16 protein-coding genes are annotated in these 19,561 nt (G+C 68.8%); all 16 read left to right on the top strand.

Annotation, left to right across the window (positions count from 1 at the left end; genetic code table 11):
* Positions 1 to 267: 267 nt before the first annotated feature.
* The 16 genes from moaA (at position 268) to ABE522_RS04080 (ending at position 19,556) form a co-directional block, all read left to right on the top strand.
* Entirely contained in the window at positions 268 to 1,287 is a 1,020-nt protein-coding gene (gene moaA / locus ABE522_RS04005) for a GTP 3',8-cyclase MoaA (RefSeq protein ID WP_346590596.1), read from the top strand.
* A gap of 8 nt (positions 1,288 to 1,295) precedes the next feature.
* Complete coding sequence (gene moaCB / locus ABE522_RS04010) at positions 1,296 to 2,294, top strand: bifunctional molybdenum cofactor biosynthesis protein MoaC/MoaB (protein WP_346590597.1); 999 nt, start codon at positions 1,296 to 1,298, stop codon at positions 2,292 to 2,294.
* Positions 2,291 to 3,547, top strand: a complete 1,257-nt coding sequence (locus tag ABE522_RS04015; protein ID WP_346590598.1) for a molybdopterin molybdotransferase MoeA — start codon at positions 2,291 to 2,293, stop codon at positions 3,545 to 3,547. The genes moaCB and ABE522_RS04015 overlap by 4 nt, the downstream gene beginning before the upstream one ends.
* Complete coding sequence (locus ABE522_RS04020) at positions 3,544 to 3,804, top strand: MoaD/ThiS family protein (RefSeq protein ID WP_346590599.1); 261 nt, start codon at positions 3,544 to 3,546, stop codon at positions 3,802 to 3,804. The genes ABE522_RS04015 and ABE522_RS04020 overlap by 4 nt, the downstream gene beginning before the upstream one ends.
* A 2-nt stretch (positions 3,805 to 3,806) precedes the next feature.
* A complete protein-coding gene (locus ABE522_RS04025) occupies positions 3,807 to 4,304 on the top strand; it encodes a molybdenum cofactor biosynthesis protein MoaE (protein WP_346590600.1) in 498 nt (165 codons plus the stop codon).
* A complete protein-coding gene (gene modA, locus ABE522_RS04030; RefSeq protein ID WP_346590601.1) occupies positions 4,304 to 5,047 on the top strand; it encodes a molybdate ABC transporter substrate-binding protein in 744 nt (247 codons plus the stop codon). Before ABE522_RS04025 ends, modA begins: the two co-directional genes overlap by 1 nt.
* A gap of 3 nt (positions 5,048 to 5,050) precedes the next feature.
* A complete protein-coding gene (gene modB, locus ABE522_RS04035; RefSeq protein WP_346590602.1) occupies positions 5,051 to 5,734 on the top strand; it encodes a molybdate ABC transporter permease subunit in 684 nt (227 codons plus the stop codon).
* Positions 5,724 to 6,434 (top strand): ATP-binding cassette domain-containing protein, encoded by a 711-nt coding sequence (locus ABE522_RS04040; RefSeq protein ID WP_346590603.1) that lies wholly within the window; start codon positions 5,724 to 5,726, stop codon positions 6,432 to 6,434. Before modB ends, ABE522_RS04040 begins: the two co-directional genes overlap by 11 nt.
* Before the next feature lie 378 nt (positions 6,435 to 6,812).
* A complete protein-coding gene (glgA, locus tag ABE522_RS04045) occupies positions 6,813 to 8,351 on the top strand; it encodes a glycogen synthase GlgA (RefSeq protein WP_346590604.1) in 1,539 nt (512 codons plus the stop codon).
* Positions 8,348 to 10,585 carry a 1,4-alpha-glucan branching protein GlgB gene (gene glgB, locus ABE522_RS04050; protein WP_346590605.1) on the top strand — a complete coding sequence of 746 codons (2,238 nt, stop codon included), beginning with the start codon at positions 8,348 to 8,350 and terminating at the stop codon, positions 10,583 to 10,585. Before glgA ends, glgB begins: the two co-directional genes overlap by 4 nt.
* Positions 10,582 to 12,321, top strand: a complete 1,740-nt coding sequence (gene treZ, locus ABE522_RS04055) for a malto-oligosyltrehalose trehalohydrolase (protein ID WP_346590606.1) — start codon at positions 10,582 to 10,584, stop codon at positions 12,319 to 12,321. Before glgB ends, treZ begins: the two co-directional genes overlap by 4 nt.
* Positions 12,318 to 14,195, top strand: coding sequence for a 4-alpha-glucanotransferase (locus tag ABE522_RS04060; RefSeq protein WP_346590607.1), 1,878 nt, complete (start codon positions 12,318 to 12,320; stop codon positions 14,193 to 14,195). Before treZ ends, ABE522_RS04060 begins: the two co-directional genes overlap by 4 nt.
* Positions 14,192 to 16,732 carry a malto-oligosyltrehalose synthase gene (gene treY, locus ABE522_RS04065; protein WP_346590608.1) on the top strand — a complete coding sequence of 847 codons (2,541 nt, stop codon included), beginning with the start codon at positions 14,192 to 14,194 and terminating at the stop codon, positions 16,730 to 16,732. Before ABE522_RS04060 ends, treY begins: the two co-directional genes overlap by 4 nt.
* The gene (locus ABE522_RS04070) at positions 16,722 to 16,901 is read left to right on the top strand and encodes a DUF2934 domain-containing protein (RefSeq protein WP_346590609.1); all 180 of its coding nucleotides are present in this window, start codon (positions 16,722 to 16,724) and stop codon (positions 16,899 to 16,901) included. Before treY ends, ABE522_RS04070 begins: the two co-directional genes overlap by 11 nt.
* Positions 16,888 to 18,993, top strand: coding sequence for a glycogen debranching protein GlgX (glgX, locus tag ABE522_RS04075; RefSeq protein ID WP_346590610.1), 2,106 nt, complete (start codon positions 16,888 to 16,890; stop codon positions 18,991 to 18,993). Before ABE522_RS04070 ends, glgX begins: the two co-directional genes overlap by 14 nt.
* A gap of 161 nt (positions 18,994 to 19,154) precedes the next feature.
* Entirely contained in the window at positions 19,155 to 19,556 is a 402-nt protein-coding gene (locus ABE522_RS04080; RefSeq protein WP_346590611.1) for a response regulator, read from the top strand.
* Positions 19,557 to 19,561: the final 5 nt, after the last annotated feature.

Genomic DNA, 19,561 nt, shown 5'->3' on the forward strand with positions numbered 1-19,561 from the left:
GTACGCGAGGGGGAGGGCATGGGCGAGCACGGGGTTTGGACGGATCGTCATGCTATCCAACCCATGCGGGTTCGTGCAATATCGTGCATCAGCGTGCATACGTATGCACTGAGGCGCTGCGCGTCCGTTGACCGTGCCGCGATCAACGGCGCCCGGGCAACGCGCTGGCGCCGCAACGTGATGCGCGCGAAAGTCATCCCATCGCGACGGCGCGACCGGTACGCTGAAGAGCATGATGGCGAAGGGAACCGGAAGGATGGTCAACGCATGGCGGTAGCACGGAGCGGCGCGGTGGTCGATGGGAGCGCGCCTGCGCTCGGGGACAGCTTCGGCCGTCGTTTCCCTTACCTGCGCCTGTCGCTCACCGAAGCCTGCAACTTCAGCTGCAGTTACTGCCTGCCCGATGGCTATCACGGCCAAGCCGGCCCGGGGTTTCTTGGCGTGGTGGAGATCCAGCGGCTGGTGCGCGGCTTCGCGGCACTGGGCATGCACAAGATCCGACTGACCGGTGGCGAGCCCAGCCTGCGCAAGGACCTGGAGCAGATCATCGAAGTGGTTGCTGCGGTGCCGGGGATCCGCAAGGTGGCCATCACCACCAATGGCACGCTGCTGCCCCGTCGGTTGCCCGGCTGGCATCGTGCCGGGCTGACCGCGCTCAACGTCAGCATGGACAGCCTGCGGCGCGATCGTTTCCATGCGCTGACCGGCCACGACCGGCAGCCGGAAATCCTGCAGGGCCTGCAGATGGCGCAGGCATTGGATATTCCGTCGGTGAAAGTCAATGCGGTGCTGCTGCGCGGGGTCAACGATGACGAGCTGCCGCAGTGGATGGACTTCCTGCGCGAGCGACCGGTCAGCGTACGCTTCATCGAACTGATGCGCACCGGCGACAACGAGGCCTATTTCCTGCAGCACCACCGGCGCGCGGACGAGGTCATCACCCAGTTGCTGGAGGCCGGCTGGAGCGAGCGCCCGCGGTATCCCGATGCGGGTCCAGCACGCGAGTTCGGCCATCCGGGCCACCGCGGCACGGTCGGCATCATCGCGCCGTACGCCCGTGATTTCTGCAGCAGCTGCAACCGCCTGCGGGTGACCGCGCGCGGTGACCTGCGGCTGTGCCTGTTCGGTGAGTTCGGCGTGCCGCTGCGCCCGCTGCTGCAGTCCGACGATGATTTCGATGCCCTGCTGGCGCGCATCACGACCCAGCTCGGGTTGAAGGCGGCCGGCCACGGCTTGCACCAGGGCCAGACCGGGTTGATCCCGCACCTGGCCTCCATTGGAGGATGAAACACAGCATGAGTGGTGAGATGAGCGCGGCCTTCCACATGGCCGATGTGCGTGACAAACGGATCACCCGACGTCGCGCGGTGGCGGTGGGCGAGCTGCTGGCCGGCCCACTGGCGTATCCGATGATCGTCGAGCGCCGCCTGCCCAAGGGCGACGCGCTGGTGATGGCTGAGATCGCCGGGCTGCAGGGCGCCAAGATGGCATCGGCACTCATGCCGCTGTGCCACCCGCTGCCGCTGGAACTGGTGCGCGTGCACTGTGCGCCGGTGCCCGGACGGCACGCCATCCGCGTATGGTGCGAGTGCGCCAGCGAGGCCCGTACCGGTGTGGAGATGGAAGCGTTGGCGGGGGTCAACGCGGCGCTTCTGACGCTGTACGACCTGACCAAACCAGTGGAACCGGCGCTGGAGATCAGTGGCGTGCGGCTGCTGTTCAAGGAGGGGGGCAAGCGCGGGGTATGGGTCCATCCGCAGGGCATGGATGCGCAGGAAACCGAACGCTTCGCCCCGCGTCCGCCGCTGCAGCTGCAGGGCGCGCGCAGTGCGGTGCTGACGCTGAGTGATCGTGCCAGTGATGGCCGCTATGAGGATCGTTCCGGGCCGGTGCTGGTGCAGGGCCTGCAGGCGTTGGGCGCGGAGGTCGCGTTCGCGGAGGTGCTGGCTGATGGCATCGAGCCGCTTGCTTCGCGCCTGCGCGCGCTGGCGGCCGAGGGCGTGCAGCTGTGCCTGTGCACCGGCGGCACCGGCCTGGGGCCGCGCGACCAGACGCCGGAAGCGCTGCAGTCGCTGGGCGGGCGACGGGTCGATGGGCTGGCGCAGATGCTGCGCGCGCTCAGTGCCCAGCACACGCCGATGGCCTGGCTCAGCCGCGCCGAGGTGGTGCAGCTGGACGGCATGCTGGTGTTCGCGCTGCCAGGCAGCCCGCGTGCCGCCGCCCAGTGCCTGGAGATGCTGGCGCCGTTGCTGGGCCATGCCCTGGCGATGGCGGCGGGCAGGGGGCACGCGTGATCGCCTATGCCGAGGCGCTGCGCATCGTGATGGACGCAGCGCCGTTGTTGCCGGACGAGCCGGTCGCGCTGGACCAGGCGTGCGGTCGTACGCTGTCCGCGCCTGTCTGCAGTCCGCAGTGCGTTCCTCCGTTCGACAATTCGGCGATGGATGGCTTCGCGCTGCGCCTGGACGGATCAACCGCCATGGCTGGTAGCGAATTCGAGGTATCGGGGTGGCAGGCGGCGGGCGATGCGGCGAGCGCCGCGGGCGGCGGCGCCTGCGAAATCATGACCGGTGCACGGCTTCCGGATGGCCTGGACAGCGTGGTGCCGGTGGAACAGGTGGATGTCCTGCGCAGCGAAGGCGGACGCCCGCTGCGCGTGCGCCTGCGCGCCGACGTGGCGCCGCGGCAGTTCGTGCGCCTGCGCGGCCAGGATGTGCAGTCCGGCGAGCAGGTGCTGGCGGAAGGCGAGTGCCTTGACCTCAATGCGCTGAGCCTGCTGCATGCCATCGGCGCGGGGCAGGTGAGGGTCAGGGTGCGTCCGCGTGCCGCCGTGATCGCCACCGGCAAGGAACTGGTCAGCCAGGCCGGCCAGGCACTGCAGTCCGGACAGATCCGTGACAGCAGCCGGCCCGCGCTGGTCGCCCGGCTGCAGTCGGCTGGTGCACAGGTGGTTGCCGATGCGCTGGTGGGTGACGAGGTGGCCGCCTTTGATGCGGCGCTGGACCGGGCGCTCGCGGCTGGCGCACACGTGGTGGTGAGTACCGGTGCGGTGTCTGCCGGCCGCTACGATTTCATTCCTGCCGCGTTGCAGGCGCGCGGGGCGCAGATCCTGTTCCACAAGGTGGCGATCCGTCCGGGCAAGCCGGTATTGTTCGCACGCCTGCCCTGCGGCGCGTTGTACTTCGGCCTGCCGGGCAACCCGGTATCGACCGCGGTCGGCCAGCGCTTCTTCGTTGAACCGTTGTTGCGCGGCATGCTCGGCCTGCCCGCGGAGGTTCCCTTGCAGTTGCCGCTGCTGGCCGCTGCGGAGAAACCGGAAGGCCTGCGCTTCCATGCGCGTGCGCGGGTTGAGATCGATGCCAGTGGGCAGCTGGGCGTGCGCGTGTTGGCCGGGCAGGAATCGTTCCGCCTGAAGTCATCGCTGCAGGCCAACGCCTGGGCGGTGCTGGATGAAGCAGGCGATCGGGCCCCGGCGGGAAGCCAGGTGCAGGTGGTGGGCTGGGGCCACGCGACGCCCCTGCAGTTGAATGGAGAGGATCAGGCATGAGGCAGGTGACGGTGCAGTTGTTCGGCGCGTTTTCCGAACTGGATCCCGGGCGCGAAATCGCCGTGGATGTGGCCGGCGGCCGGGTGGCGGACCTGCGCGCGGCGCTGCAAGCGCTGCTGCCGCTGCGCTGGCCCGCGTTCCGCGCCGGATTGCTGGAGTACTCCGCGTTCTCCGACCAGCAGCGGGTGTTGCGTGACGATGACGCGCTGCCCGATGACGGGCGCGTGGCGATCCTGCCGCCGGTAAGTGGAGGATGAGCATGCCAGGGCAGGATCAGTGGATGATCGTCGACCGCGCCAGCGCGGCCATCGACGTGGCCGCGGCGATCGCCTTCGTGTCCGATCCCGGCTTCGGCGGCATCGATGTGTTCATCGGCAAGGTACGCGACCTCAACCAGGGACGCGCCGTGCTGGGCATCACCTACGATCTGTTCGACCCGCTGGTCATGGCCGAGTTCGAACGACTGGTCGATGAGGTGCGCGGCCAGTTCGGGCCGCGGGTGAAACTCTACGTGGCACATGCCAAGGGCCGCCTGGCGGTCGGTGACACGGCGGTGGTGGTGGCCGCCGGAACGCCACACCGCGACGAGGCCTTCAAGGCCTGCCGCGCCCTGATCGAAGCGGTCAAGCACCGCAGTCCGATCTGGAAACAGGAGCATTACCAGGATGGCGACAGTGTCTGGAGCGAAGGCTGTTCGCTGTGCGATGCGCCGCTTCCGGGGCGTCACGCCGCCGAGCCGCCAGCGAGGCCTGCGTGATGAAATGCCTGCTCGCCGCCGCGCTGCTGCTCGGCGTATCCCCGCTGGCCAGGGCCGCCGAGCTGACCGTGTCGGCCGCCTCGAGCCTGACCGAAAGCTTCCGCGACATCGCAACCGCGTACCAGAAGGCACATCCAGGCACCCGGGTCGACCTGAACTTCGCCGCCTCCGGCGTGTTGCTGCAGCAGATCGCGCGCGGTGCCCCGGTGGACGTGCTGGCGTCGGCTGATGAAGCGACCATGGACCAGGCGGTGAAGGGCGGGCACGTGGACCCGGCCAGCCGCCAGGTCTTCGCGCGCAATGCGCTGTGGGTGATCGTGCCGCCGGACAGCCGCCTGCGCCTGACCGCGTTGCAGTCACTTGCGCAACCGGCGGTCACGCGGGTCGCCATCGGCAACCCGGACAGCGTGCCGGTGGGGCGCTATGCACGCGCCGCGCTGCAGTCGGCCGCTCTGTGGACGGCCGTGCAGCCCAAGGCGATCACCACCCAGAACGTGCGCCAGTCGCTGGACTACGTGGCGCGCGGCGAGGTGGACGCGGGTTTCGTCTATGCCACCGACGCGCGGGCGATGCCAGGCCGTGTCAAACGTGCGTTCCAGGTCCCGGTCAGCGCTGGCATCACCTATCCGCTGGCCGTGGCCTCGCACAGCGCCAGGGCGCGCGAAGCGCAGCGCTTCGTCGCCTTCGTGCAGTCGGCAGCAGGCCAGGCGATCCTGCGCCGGCACGGCTTCAGTGCACCCTGATCGATGGACCTTGACTGGAGCGCACTCGGGTTGTCGCTGAAGGTGGCCGGCTGGGCCACCGCGATCAACCTGCTGCTGGGCGTGGCGCTCGGCTGGCTGCTGGCGCGCCGCCGCTTCCCCGGGCGCGAACTGCTGGACACACTGCTGACCCTGCCGATGGTGCTGCCGCCGACCGTGCTCGGCTACTACCTGCTGGTGCTGATCGGGCGCAACGGCCCGCTCGGTGGGTGGCTGCAGTCCAGCTTCGGCATCAACCTGGTGTTCACCTGGCAGGCGGCCGTGATCGCCGCGGCGGTCGCGGCCCTGCCGCTGGTGTTCAAGCCGGCACGCGCGGCCTTCGAGGGCGTGGACGGGCAACTGGAGCAGGCGGCGCGCACGCTGGGCGCCAGCGAAGCGGCAGTGTTCTTCCGCATCACCCTGCCACTGGCCTGGCGCGGCATCCTGGCGGGTCTGTTGCTGGCCTTCGCCCGCGCGATGGGCGAATTCGGTGCCACGCTGATGGTGGCCGGCAGCATTCCGGGCCGCACCCAGACCCTGTCCATCGCGATCTACGAAGCGGTGCAGTCCGGCCAGGACGGACGCGCCAATGCCTTGGTGCTGCTGACCTCGGGGGTGTGCGTCGTGGTCCTGCTGATGGCGGCCCGGCTGGTCGGTGGACGGCGCCGGGAGGTCCGCGATGTGGCTTGACGCGGACATCCAGCGCCACCTGCATGCCTCGGGCGAACATTTCCGTCTGCAGGTGCACCTGCAGTGCACGCCGCGTCGCGTGGTGCTGTTCGGTCCCTCCGGGGCGGGCAAGAGCCTTACCCTGAAAGCAGTCGCCGGGTTGCTCACGCCTGATGCCGGTCGCATCGTGCTCGACGGCCAGGTGCTGTTCGATTCCGATGCCGGGATCTGCCTGCCCGCACGCGCTCGGCGGCTGGGTTACGTGTTCCAGGATTACGCGCTGTTCCCGCACCTCAGCGTGCGCCAGAACGTGGCCTTCGGCGTGCAGCGCGGATGGTGGAACGCACGGCGTGGCAGTCGCCATGCCGAGGTCGAGCACTGGCTGCGCGTGCTGCGCATCGACCGCCTGGGTGACCTGCTGCCGTCGCAGATTTCAGGCGGACAACGGCAGCGCGTCGCGCTTGCCAGGGCGCTGGTGACGCGTCCCCGTGCGCTGTTGCTGGATGAACCCTTCGCTGCATTGGACCACGATCTGCGTGCGCACCTGCGCATCGAACTGCAGGCCGTGCTCGACCAGGCCGGCGTGCCGCTGTTGCTGATAAGCCACGATCCAGAGGATGTGGCCGTGTTCGGTGAGCAGGTCCTGCATCTGCTTGACGGCCGTCCGGCAGCGGCCGGCGGACGCGTGCTTCACCACCGCTCAGAGCCGCCGGTGCGGTAACGCGCGGGGCCGCGCGGTTCGCGGAAATCGCCGCGCACACGACCCGCTGCGCGGTGCACACGACGCGCGAATCTGAAATCTTCAGCCAATCGGTGCGCGGATGCATCGCCGCGCACTACGGCGCTGTCGGCGCGCGGGACGTGGCGATACTGGCCGCTGAAGCTGTTCAGACGATCGGCTCATGCGGCGATGTTCGTCGCACATCACGCGATGTCACAAAGACAACGCAGCGATTTCACGAAGGTTTGATTGATCGCAGGTATAGATTCACTGCAAGAGCTTCGCCAGCGTCCCCCACGCCCGCGCCGACTTTCCCTTTAGGCCCCGCTGCTTCCTGGCGGCTGGGCACGCCATTCTGCACGCCCTTCGAGCTACCTGATGAACACCATTGCCCCATTCAGTCGTCCGTCGCCGTCACCTGTCGCGCGCAAGGCGAGCCAGCGCCTGCGCCGGCGCGATGTGCGCGGTAGGTTCGTCCCCACCCTGGCCTCGATGGACCGCGGCGAGCCGGTGCTTTTCGTGGTGTCGGAGATGGCGGATTTCATCAAGGCCGGTGGCCTGGGTGATGTCGCCGCCTCGTTGCCGCGCGCACTGCGCAGCGCCTGTGATGTCAGGGTGCTGATTCCCGGCTATCCGGAAGTCCTGTCACGCCTGCGTTCGATCGAAGTGGTCGGCAGCGTGGCGCCGCGGGGCCACCTGCCGGCCTGCCGCATCGGGCGTGCACTGCAGAGCGACGGGTTGCCGATCTATGTCCTGTTGAACGGCCCGTTGTTCGATCGCGAAGGGTCGCCCTACGTGGACGCCGCAGGCAAGGAATGGAAGGACAACGCGATCCGCTTTGCGACGCTCTCGCACGCAGCGGCGGAAATCGCCGCCGGCCGCACCGGGATGGACTGGGCCCCGGGGCTGCTGCACCTCAACGACTGGCCCACCGCGCTGGCGGCTGCCTACGTGCGCTGGGACGGCACCGAAGTGGCCACCTTGTTGACCATCCACAACCTCGCCTACCAGGGACTGTTCCCGTATGCGCTTGCAGAGGCGCTGGGGATCCCGGCCGAACACCTGGAGGAAATGCATTTCTTTGGACACATGTCCTTCCTGCAGGCCGGCATCGTCAATGCCACGCGCTTGAACACGGTGAGCCTGCACTACGCCGAGCAGATCACCGCGCCGGCCGACGGCTGCGGGCTGGACGCGCTGTTGGCGCGGCGCGCCGCGCGCGGGCACCTGAGCGGCATCGTCAACGGCATCGATGCAAGCTGGGATCCGCGTTCGGATGCGCATCTGAGCGCGCACTTCAGCGTGCAGCAGTGTGCCGGCCGCGCCGCCAACGCGGCCAGCGTGCGGCAGGCGTTCGGCCTGCGCGACAGTGACGGTCCGCTGTTCGCGGTGGTCAGCCGGCTGGTGCACCAGAAGGGGCTGGACATCACCTGCGACGTCGCGCCGCAGATCATCGCCGCCGGTGGCCAGCTGGTGGTCATCGGCGGCGGCGAGCCGCAGGTTGAAGAACAGGTGCGCGCGCTTGCGCGGCGCTTCCCGGGGCAGGTCGGTGCCTGGATCGGTTTCGACGAACAGCTGGCGCGGCAGATGTTCGCCGGTGCGGATTTCCTGTTGATGCCTTCGCGGTTCGAGCCATGTGGGCTCAGCCAGATGTATGCGCAGCGTTTTGGCTGCCTGCCCATCGCCCACGCCACTGGCGGACTGGTGGACACCGTGGACGACGGGGTGACCGGGTTCCTGTTCAACGAGCCCACCGCCAACGTCATGCGCCGCTGCGTTGAGCGTGCACTGCGCACCTTCCGCATGCCCAGCCTGCTGCGTTCGATGCAGCGCGCGGCGATGCTGCGGCCCAGTGGCTGGGATATCGCCGGACGCCAGTACCTCGACCTGTATCGGCAGGCACGGGTGGCCGCATGATGGAGGGTGAGCGCGTGCGGGAGTCCGCCATCGCACAGGAACCTGTCGAAGCGACGGTGACAGAAACGCTTCCGGCCGCGCTGCAGGCGCTGTCGCGGGGTGAACCGGCCGATCCCTTCGCCTGGCTGGGCGTGCACGGCGACGGCAACGGCGGATACCTGCTGAGGACTCTGCTGCCCGGTGCGCTTGCCGTGCATGCCCGGCTGCCCGGCGAGCCCCCGGGGCGGGCCATGGCGGCGGCAGCAACATGCGATGGTCTGTTCCAGCTTGCCGTCGCCGGCCCTGGACGGGCCAGCCTGCGCATTACCTGGCCCGACGGCGAGCAGCGGCTGGACGATCCTTACGGCTTCTGGCCCGTGCTGCCGGACGACGTGCTGGATGGCGTGCGCGCCGGTGATGGCGAAGCCATGCGCGCGCTCGGAGCGGTTCCCATGCAGGTCGACGGCGTCGATGGGGTGCGGTTTGCGGTCTGGGCGCCGAACGCGCGGCGGGTCGCGCTGGTGGGCGAGTTCAACAGCTGGGACGGCCGTCGCCATCCCATGCGCCTGCGTCACGATGCGGGCGTCTGGGAACTGTTCCTGCCCGATATCGCCGCCGGTGCGCGCTACAAGTTCCGCATTACCGGGGCGGATGGGGTGGTGCTCGCCGACAAGGCCGACCCCATGGCGCGCTGGGCCGAGCTGCCCCCGGCCACCGCCTCGCGGGTCGCCCCCGCGGCGCAGCGCGAGTGGCAGGACGGCCAGTGGATGCAGCAGCGCAGTGCCTGTTCGGACGCGCCGTTGTCGATCTATGAGGTGCACGCCGGCTCCTGGCAACGCGACGGCGAAGGCCACGAACTGGACTGGAACGCGCTGGGCGACCGGCTGATTCCGCACGTCCAGGCGCTTGGCTTCACCCACATCGAACTGTTGCCGGTGAGCGAACATCCCTTCGGCGGTTCGTGGGGCTACCAGCCACTCGGCATCTATGCCCCGACCGCGCGCCACGGCACGCCGGATGATTTCGCGCGTTTCGTGGAACGCTGCCACCTGGCGGGAATCGGCGTCATCGTCGATTGGGTGAGTGCGCATTTCCCCAACGACGCACACGGCCTGGAGCGCTTCGACGGCACCGCGCTGTATGAGCACGCCGACCCGCGGGAAGGCTTCCACCAGGACTGGCACACCCTGATCTACAACTACGGTCGCAATGAAGTGGCGGCCTACCTGATAGGCAGTGCGCTGGAGTGGATCGAGCGTTTCCACATCGACGGGTTGCGCGTGGACGCGGTGGCTTCGATGCTGTACCGCGATTACAGCCGCAGCGACGGAGAGTGGGTGCCCAACGAGCACGGCGGGCGTGAGAACCTGCAGGCGGTGGCCTTCCTGAAACAGATGAACGCCACGCTGCGCGGCCGTTTCCCGCAGGTGATGGTGATCGCCGAAGAATCCACCGCCTGGCCCGGTGTCACCGCGCCGGTGGAGCAGGGCGGCCTGGGGTTCACGCATAAATGGAACATGGGCTGGATGCACGATTCGCTGCGCTACATGCAGCATGATCCGGTGCACCGCCAGCATCACCACAGCGAGATGACCTTCGGCCTGGTGTATGCGTTCTCCGAACGCTACGTGCTGCCGCTGTCCCACGATGAGGTGGTGCACGGGAAAGGGGCCCTGCTGGCGCGGATGCCGGGCGATGACTGGCAGCGCTTCGCCAACCTGCGCGCCTATTACGCGCTGATGTGGGCGCACCCGGGCAGCAAACTGCTGTTCATGGGCGGCGAGTTCGGGCAGAGCCACGAGTGGAACCACGGCGAAGCGCTCGACTGGGAGCAGGCTGCACGCCCGCTCAACCAGGGGCTTGCACGGTTGGTCGGTGACCTGAATCAGCTGCTGCGCCGGCATCCGGCGCTGCATCGTGACGAGCAGGATGAGCGCACCTTCGAATGGAGCATCGGCGATGACCACGCCAACAGTGTGTTCGCCTTCGTGCGCCACGATCCGCAGGGGCTGACGCCGCCGTTGCTGGTGGTCAGCAACCTGACCCCGCTGCCCCGCCATGGCTACCGCGTCGGCGTTCCGCGCGCGGGGCGATGGCGGGAGGTCCTCAACAGCGACAGCATGTTCTACGCCGGCAGCAACGTCGGCAACGGCGGCGCGCTGGCGACCGAGCCGCAGGCGATGCACGGTCAGCCGCACTCGCTGCAGCTGACCCTGCCGCCGCTGGCCACGCTTTACCTGCAGGTGGATGCATGACGGCAGCGGCAAAGGAGCGATTGGGTGCATGGCCGCTTGGGGACGGACGTTACTGCTTCTGCCTGTGGGCGCCCGACGCACGTGAGGTGGCGCTGGTGCTGGATGGCGAAGTACGCGCGATGTCGCCGGGCGAGGACGGCTGCTTCCGCGTGGAGGCCAGCGGCAGCAGCGGGACACCCTACCGGTTCCTGATCGACGGCCAGGCGCAGGTGCCTGATCCTGCCTCGCGCTGGCAGCCGCATGGCGTGGAAGGCGCCAGCGCGCTGCTGCCCGACGATGGCCATGTGTGGCAGGCGTGCTGGGAAGGCCGGCCGTGGCAGGAACTGGTCATCTACGAAGTGCACCTGGGGTGCAGCGGGGGCATTGCCGGCCTGAAGGCCCAGCTGCCTGCGTTGGCGGCGATGGGCATCACCGCGTTGGAGCTGATGCCGGTGGCGCAGTTTCCCGGCCGACGCAACTGGGGCTATGACGGTGTGTTCCCGTATGCACCGGCCGAAGCGTATGGGCATCCGGATGAGCTGAAGGGATTGGTCGACGCCGCCCACGCGCACGGCATGGCGGTGCTGCTGGACGTGGTCTACAACCATTTCGGTCCGCAGGGAAACCTGCTGGCCAGCTACGCTTCGGCCTTCTTCAACGACCAGGCGCCGACACCCTGGGGCGAAGCCATCGACTTCAACCAGCCCCAGGTCAAGCGCTTCTTCGTCGACAACGCGCTGATGTGGCTGCAGGAGTATCGCTTTGACGGCCTGCGGCTGGATGCGGTGCAGGCGATCACCCCGAACGCGTTCCTCGGCGAGCTGCTGCAGGCCATCCGCGCCGGCTGCGCCGACCGGCCGCACGTGCATCTGGTGCTTGAAAACGAGCGCAACCAGGCATCGTGGCTGCGCCAGGGGTACCAGGGGCAGTGGAATGACGACCTGCACAACGCACTGCATGTGATGCTCACCGGTGAGTCCGAAGGCTACTACGCCGACTATGCCGGGCGCGCCCCGCAGCTGCTTGCGCGGGCGCTTTCGGAAGGCTTCGCCTGGCAGGGCGAGCGCAACCACAAGGGCGAACTGCGTGGCGAGCCGAGCGCCGACGTTGCCCCCCAGCATTTCGTGATCTTCGCCCAGAACCATGACCAGATAGGCAACCGGGCGCTGGGCGAGCGACTGGTCTCGCTGGTGCCCGCCGATCACGCACGTGCCGCGCTGGCGCTGGTCCTGCTGGTACCGATGGTGCCGCTGCTGTTCATGGGTGAACCGTGGCAGGCCGGGCAACCGTTCCTGTTCTTCACCGATTACCTGCCGCCGCTGGACGAGGCGGTGCGGGAAGGCCGGCGGCGCGAGTTCGCCGGATTCGCGGCATTCGCCGACGCGGCCCAGCGGCAGCGGATTCCCGATTCCAATGCACGCTCCACCTTCGAGGCGTCCCGTGTCGCCCTGCCGGCGGCAGACGATGCGCAGGCCGCTGGGCATCTGGCCGTGTTCTCCACACTGCTGTCGTTGCGCCGCCGCTATCTGCAGGCTGGGCTTGCGCATGCGCGCCCGCTGGGTGCCCGCGTACTCGGGCCGGGTGCCGTGCAGGCGGGCTGGCAGCTGCCCGATGGCGAGTGGTGGGTCGCGCTGAACGTCGGCGATGCTGCGCTGGGGCATGAACTTCCCGACGGGACACTGGTATGGCAACAACAGGACGCAGCGCCCGGGCAGATCGCCGCCGGCAGCGTGTGCGTGCATTGGGTGCCGCGATGAGCAGCCACCACGCGCTGCTGCTGCGCGCGGCAGAGGCCGGCCTGCAGGTCCGTTGGACCGACGTGGCCGGCGTCGAGCGGGAGGTCGCACCGGACGTGGTCGAAGCGGTGCTGAGGTCGCTGGCAGACAGTGTCGGTGCAGCAGGCACCGCCCCGCCTCTGCTGACCTGCGTGGTTGGGCAGGCCCTGTCGGTGCCCGGCGCGGGCAGCGGCGAAGCGCACTGGATTGCAGAAGATGGCACAGCGCAACCGGCGCGGCAGACAGGGGTAGGGCAGTGGCAGGCGCCCCCGACGCCCGGCTATTGGCACTGGGCCCAGGGCTCGCGCCTGCAGGCTGTGGCGGTGGCGCCGCAGCGCAGCTGGTTTCCCGGACCAAGCACCGGGTGCCGTCACTGGGGTGTCGCCGCGCAGGTCTACAGCGTGCCCGCAATCGGGGACGGCGGGATCGGTGACAGCGGCGGCATCGCGGGCTGGATCCCGCGCCTGCGCGCGCACGGGGCCACGGCGATCGCACTGTCGCCGATCCACGCCAGCATGCCGATCCGCAGCGGCTTCAGTCCCTATTCGCCGAGCGACCGGCGCTGGCTTGAACCCCTGCACGGTGCCCCGCTCCAGCAGCTTCCCGAGGCCGCCGCGGCGGTACGCGCTGCGGATCCGGAACTGGATGCGCGGCTTGCCGCGCACGAAGCCGATGAGCAGATCCGATGGGCCGATGCGGCCGCTGCCAAGTGGCAGTGGATCGGCCGGTTGCCGGCCTGGTTGCAGACCCATCGTCCCGGACAGTGGCGCCAGATCGAATCCGAACTGGCAGCCGGTGGTGCGCCGTTGGCCTCATGGGCGGCCCAGACCGCGGCGTTGTCGCGCAGCCCGGTGTCCCTGCAGGCGTTTGGCCAGTGGTTGGCGCAGGCCAGCTGGCGCCAGCTGCAACACGACGCGCGCCAGGACGGCATGGCGATCGGCCTGATCGCCGACCTTGCGGTGGGCTTCGATCCGGCCGGTGTCGAGGCGCAGGACAACGCAGCTGCCGTACTGCAAGGCCTGGAACTCGGCGCGCCACCGGATGCGTTCAATCCGCATGGCCAAGCGTGGGGCATCACCGGCTATGCACCGGGCGCGCTGCGCGCCCAGGGCTACGCGCCGTTCATCACCCTGCTGCGTGCAGTGATGGCGCAACGCGGCGGAGTCCGCATCGACCATATCCTGGGGCTGCTGCGGCTGTGGGTGTTGCCGCGCGGCGCAGGTGCCGGGCAGGGCATCTATCTGCGCTACCCCTTCGATGACCTGCTCAACCTGCTGGTGCTTGAGTCCTGGCGCAACCACTGCGTGGTGATCGGCGAAGACCTGGGCGTGGTACCGCCGGGCATCCGTGATGCGCTCGCCGCGCGCGGCGTGCTGGGCATGGAAGTGCTCGCCTTCAACCGCGATGAACAGGGTTTCCTGCCCACTGCGCAGTGGCGGGAATCGGCCGTGGCGATGTCCTCCACCCATGACCTGCCGCCGGTGGCGGGCTGGCTGCAGGGCCGCGACCTGCAGTGGCGCAGGCGGCTGGGCTGGAACGACGAAGACGCCGACCAGACGCAAACGGTACAACGCCACGCCGAGGTCCAGCAGCTGGCTGCACGGGTACGCGCCGAAGGCGTGGACAGCGGAGACCTGCAGCGCGATGCGCTGGCACTCACCGCGCGCGCACCCTCCGTACTGGCCCTGCTGCCGCTGGAAGATGCCACGGCGAGCATCGAACAGCCGAACCTGCCCGGCACCGTGGAAGCGCATCCCAACTGGTGCCGCCGGATGCCACCGCACGGTGATGCCGCGGCAGTCGAAGGACGGCTGGCGGCCTTCGCCGCACAGCGCAGGCAGGGAGCCACTGCATGACCACGCTGCGCGCCACCGTTCGCCTGCAGCTGCACGCCGGCTTCGATTTCGATGCGGCGGCTGCCCAGGTCGACTACTTCGCCCGGCTGGGCATCAGCCACCTGTACCTGTCCCCGATTGCCAGCGCCGTGCCGGGGTCGACGCACGGCTATGACAATGTCGATCCCACCCGCATCAGCCCGGAGCTGGGCGGCGAGCAAGGCTTCCATCGACTGTCCGATGCCGCCCGGCAGCATGGAATGGGCATCCTGCTGGACATCGTGCCCAACCACATGGCGGTACATCCCGCCAATCCGTGGTGGAACGACGTGCTGCGCAATGGCCGGCGCAGCGCCCACGCAGGGTGGTTCGACATCGACTGGGACGCCCCGGAATGCGACGGCAGGGTGTGGCTGGCCGTGCTGGACAGGCCACTGGCTGCCGCCCTTGCGGACGGCGTGCTGGATCTGGACATCGGTGGAGAAGGGCCCTGCCTGCGCCACCACGATCTGGCACTGCCGCTGTCGCCGCTGAGCCATCCGGCACAGGCGGACAGCTGGCCTGCATGGATCGCGCGTTGCCGGCGCAGCCCGCAGCGCATGCAGGATGTGCTGCAGCGGCAGGCGTATCGTCTGGCCTGGTGGCGCACCGGCGCCGACCGCACCAATTACCGTCGCTTCTTCGACATCGATGGCCTGGTCGCGCTGCGCATGGAGGTCCCGGAGGTGTTCGACGCCGTCCACGCGTTGCCGCTGCGCCTGGTCGCCGAGGGACATGTCGACGGCCTGCGCGTGGACCATGTGGATGGGTTGGCTGATCCGCAGGGGTACCTGGGTCGGCTGCGCAGCGGCCTGGATCAGGCTGCCAGCGCATCCGGTCGCCCCGCCGGGGCGATCACCCTGCACGTAGAGAAGATCCTGGCCGATGACGAGGCGCTTCCATCCGACTGGGCCTGCGACGGGACCACCGGCTACGACTTCATGGACCAGGTCGGGGCGCTGCTGCACGACAGCGACGCCGGACCTGCGTTGCACGCACTCTGGCAGTCGGCCAGCGGCGACGCACGCAGCTTCGACCAGCACCAGCAGCAGGCACGCCTGCAGATGCTGCAGGGTTCGCTGCGTTGCGACTTCGACCGGTTGCTGCGGTTGCTTGATGCCCAACGGCGGGCCGATCCCGCCGCAGCCGAGATCACCGGCGGCATGCTGGAACGGGCCGTACGCGCGCTGCTGCAGCACTTCCCGGTCTACCGCACGCATGGGCTGCGCTCGGCAGCGGATCGGGCGTGGCTGGCGCGTGCCGCCGATGCCGCCGCCGCCCAGCTGGGGGACGGTGACCGCGCCGCGCTCGAGCAGCTGTGTGCCTGGTTGCACGGGAATCCCGCCGTGCTGACCCGGTTTGAACAGCTGACCGCACCGCTGAATGCCAAGGCGGTTGAAGACACCGCCTTCTATCGCTACGGGCGGCTGCTGTCGCGCAACGAGGTCGGCAGTGACCCGGGCAGGCTGCACCTGCCGCTGCAGGAGTTCCTGCTGCGGGCACGGCAACGCGCGCAGCAGTGGCCGCGCGCGTTGCTGGCAGTGGCCACGCACGACCACAAGCGCGGCCCGGACGCGCGTTGTCGCCTGGCCGCGGTGAGTTGCAACCTGCCGCACTGGTCAGCCCGGTTGGCGCACTGGAACGAGCTCGCCACGCAGGCCGGTCGGCCGTGTCCGCTGCCGGGCGGAGAAACCCTGATGCTGTGGCAGACGCTGCTGGCAAGCTGGCCCCTGCAGGCCGAGCGCGTGGATGCCGGGTTCATCGGCCGCGTCGACGGGTGGTTGCAGAAGGCCCTGCGCGAAGGCAAGCAGGTAAGCAGCTGGAGCGATCCGGACCACGCGCTCGAACAGGCGGCCTCGGACTGGCTGGCATGGCTGGGCAGCAGCCCGCAGGCGGCGTCGCTGCGCTCGGCCCTGGACGCGTTCGCCCATGCCCTCGCCCCGCACGCCGCGCGGCTGGGGCTGGTCCAGCTGGCGCTGCAGCTGTGCTGCCCCGGCGTGCCCGATCTGTACCAGGGCAACGAAGGCTGGGACACCAGCCTGGTGGACCCGGACAACCGACGCGAGGTCGACTACCTGCAGCGGCGGGCATGGCTCGGCTCGCCGCCGGGCTGGCAGCAGGCCCTGCAGGAGGACTGGAGCGGGGGCAGTGCCAAGGCGCTGCTGCTGGCGACCCTGCTCCGCCATCGCGCTGCGGTGCCGTCGCTGTTCGTCGATGGCTCGCTGACGCTGCTTTCTGCCAGCGCCGGCGCGTGGGTACTGTCGCGACAGGTCGGTGACCACCAGCTGCTGCTGGTGCTCGACACGTCGGCACGGCTGGAAACGCCCCTGGCGCCGGGCACGCTGCTGCGTCGCGAGGATACCGGGCGCGGCCGCGTCAGCCTGCCGGCGGGCCACTGGCGCAGCCTGCTGGACGCGCGCCGCTGCGAGGGCGGGACTGACATCGAGGCAGATGCGCTGCTGGACGGGGCGCCGCTGGCGATATGGGTATTGGACAACGGAGAGGATGATGGACGCTGAGGAACGCGAACGGCGTACGGCCGCGCTGGCCCACCAGATATGGGAGGCCGAAGGGCGCCCGGATGGCCAACAGGTACGCCACTGGCAGATGGCCGAACGGCTGGTGCTGGCCGATATCGAAGCCGCGCATGGCAAGCAACCGGAGGAGGCAGCCGTTGGCGCTCCGTAAATGGACACAGACCTCGCGCGTGCGCGAAGGCCTGCCGTATCCGCTGGGTGCAAGCTGGGATGGACTGGGCGTCAATTTCGCCCTGTACTCGCGGCATGCCACCAAGGTGGAGCTGTGCCTGTTCGATGCCCGCGGGCGCGAGAAGGAACGCATCGCGTTGCCCGAGTACACCGACGAAATCTGGCACGGCTACCTGCCCGATGCCCGTCCCGGCCAGCGGTATGGCTATCGGGTGCACGGGCCCTATGCGCCGGACGCGGGCCATCGTTTCAACCCGAACAAGCTGCTGCTCGACCCGTATGCCAAGCAGATCGTCGGCGAGCTCAAGTGGGCGCCCCACCTGTTCGGTTACACCATCGGCCACCGCGACCGCGACCTGAGTTTCGACCGGCGTGACAGCGCCGCCTACATGCCGCGCTGCGCGGTGGTCGACCCCGCTTTCAGCTGGGGCAATGAACGCGCGCCCGCCACGCCCTGGGACCGCACGGTGATCTACGAAGCGCACGTGCGCGGACTCACCATGCGCCACCCGTCTGTGCCGCTGGACGAGCGGGGCACGTTCTCGGCGCTGCGCCACGATGCGCTGGTCGATCACCTCACGCACCTGGGCGTGACCGCGGTGGAGCTGCTGCCGGTGCATGCCTTCATCGATGACCAGTACCTGCTGGAGCAGGGCCTGCGCAACTACTGGGGCTACAATTCGATCGGCTTCTTCGCACCGCACCCGCGTTACCTGTCGCAGGGTACGGTGGCGGAGTTCAAGCAGATGGTGGCCCGCATGCACCATGCCGGGCTGGAAGTGATCCTGGACGTGGTCTACAACCACACTGCCGAAGGCAACGAACTGGGCCCGACGCTTTCGTTCAAGGGCATCGACAACACCAGCTACTACCGGCTGGGCGATGAGCGGCGTTACTACATCAACGACACCGGCACCGGCAATACCTTCGACCTGACCAACGCTGGTGCGCTGCGCATGGTGATGGATTCGCTGCGCTACTGGGTCACCGAAATGCGCGTGGACGGATTCCGCTTCGACCTCGCCACGATCCTGGGACGCGAGAAGCATGGCTTTGATCCGTCCTGCAGTTTCCTCGACGCGGTACGCCAGGATCCGGTGCTGAGCCAGGTCAAGCTGATCGCCGAGCCGTGGGACATCGGCCCGGGCGGTTACCAGCTCGGCGCCTTCGCTCCGGGCTGGGCCGAGTGGAATGATCGTTTCCGCGACACCAGCCGCGCGTTGTGGCGGGGCGACGGTGGCCAGCTTCCCGGCTTCGCCGCACGCTTCACCGGGTCGGCCGACCTGTTCGACCACCATGGGCGCCGTCCCTCGGCGAGCATCAACTTCATCACCGCCCATGACGGATTCACGCTGCACGACCTGGTGAGCTACCAGCACAAGCACAACCTGGCCAACGGTGAAGACGGACGCGACGGGCACGGCCACAACCTGTCCAGCAACCATGGCGTGGAAGGAGAGACCGACGATCCCTCGATCCTGGCCCTGCGCGCGCAGCAGATGCGCAACCTGCTCGCCACGCTGCTGCTTTCGCAGGGCACCCCGATGCTGTTGGCGGGCGACGAGTTCGGCCACACCCAGCACGGCAACAACAACGTGTACTGCCAGGACAACGAACTGGCCTGGATCGACTGGGAGCGCGCGGAACAGCCGGCCGCGCAGGCGCAGGCTGCGTTCGTGCGGCGCCTGTTGCTGCTGCGCCGCCGCTATGGACTGCTGCGGCGCAACCGGTTCCTGCGCGACGCCGGGCAGCAGAGCGGTGACATCCATTGGCTGACGCCGGAAGGCCACCGCATGCAGGAAGCCGACTGGCACGACGGCGAGCGCAGGGCGTTGACCATCGTGCTGGACGGTCGCAGCCCGGCGCCGGTGCACGCGTCCGGCCGCAACGTCAGCCTGGCGCTGCTGATCAATACCGGCGCCTCGCCGCAGGGATATCGGGTCACCCTGGATGGCATGGAATTCCGCAAGGTGCTGCTGCAGACGCCGGAGCTGCCACTGCAGCAGGATGACGAGGGGCAATGGGAACTGCCCGGCCACAGCCTGTGCCTGTTGGCGGCGAGCAGCGGTTGAAGGCGGCGGGGGTGGCGCATCCGGTGGACGCGCCGCCTCCCCACCCACCACGTCAAAGCGCAACCAACCTTCCCGTCACGTTCCGTTGCGGTGCACTGCGTCCATCATCGTGCTGTATTCATGGCGCCGCGATGTGGCGGGGCTACTTCTGGAGGCAGTGTGTGACGGTGACGAACGTGGACAATGGCGGGCTGGCGGGCAAGCGGATACTGGTCGCCGAAGACGAATACAACATCGCCATGTTCCTGGTGGAATATCTGCAGATGAAGGACGTCGACGTGGTCGGTCCTGCCGGAAACCTGAAGGCGCTCGATGCGCTGCTGGATGCGCAGCCGGTGGACGGCGCGCTGCTGGACATCAATCTCGGCGGGGAGCTGGTGTATCCGCTGGCGGACCGCCTGCGCGATGGCAACGTGCCCTTCGTGCTGACGTCGGGGTACGACGACAACGTACCTGAGCGCTTTGCCGACGCTCCGCGCTGCGGCAAGCCCTATCGCCTGGAAGCCCTGACCCAGGCTCTGGAACAGGCACTGCAGGCACGCCGCGTTCCCGGCAGCAGCTGACTTGG

Source organism: Stenotrophomonas lacuserhaii, from assembly GCF_039674585.1.
Taxonomy (GTDB): domain Bacteria; phylum Pseudomonadota; class Gammaproteobacteria; order Xanthomonadales; family Xanthomonadaceae; genus Stenotrophomonas; species Stenotrophomonas pennii_A.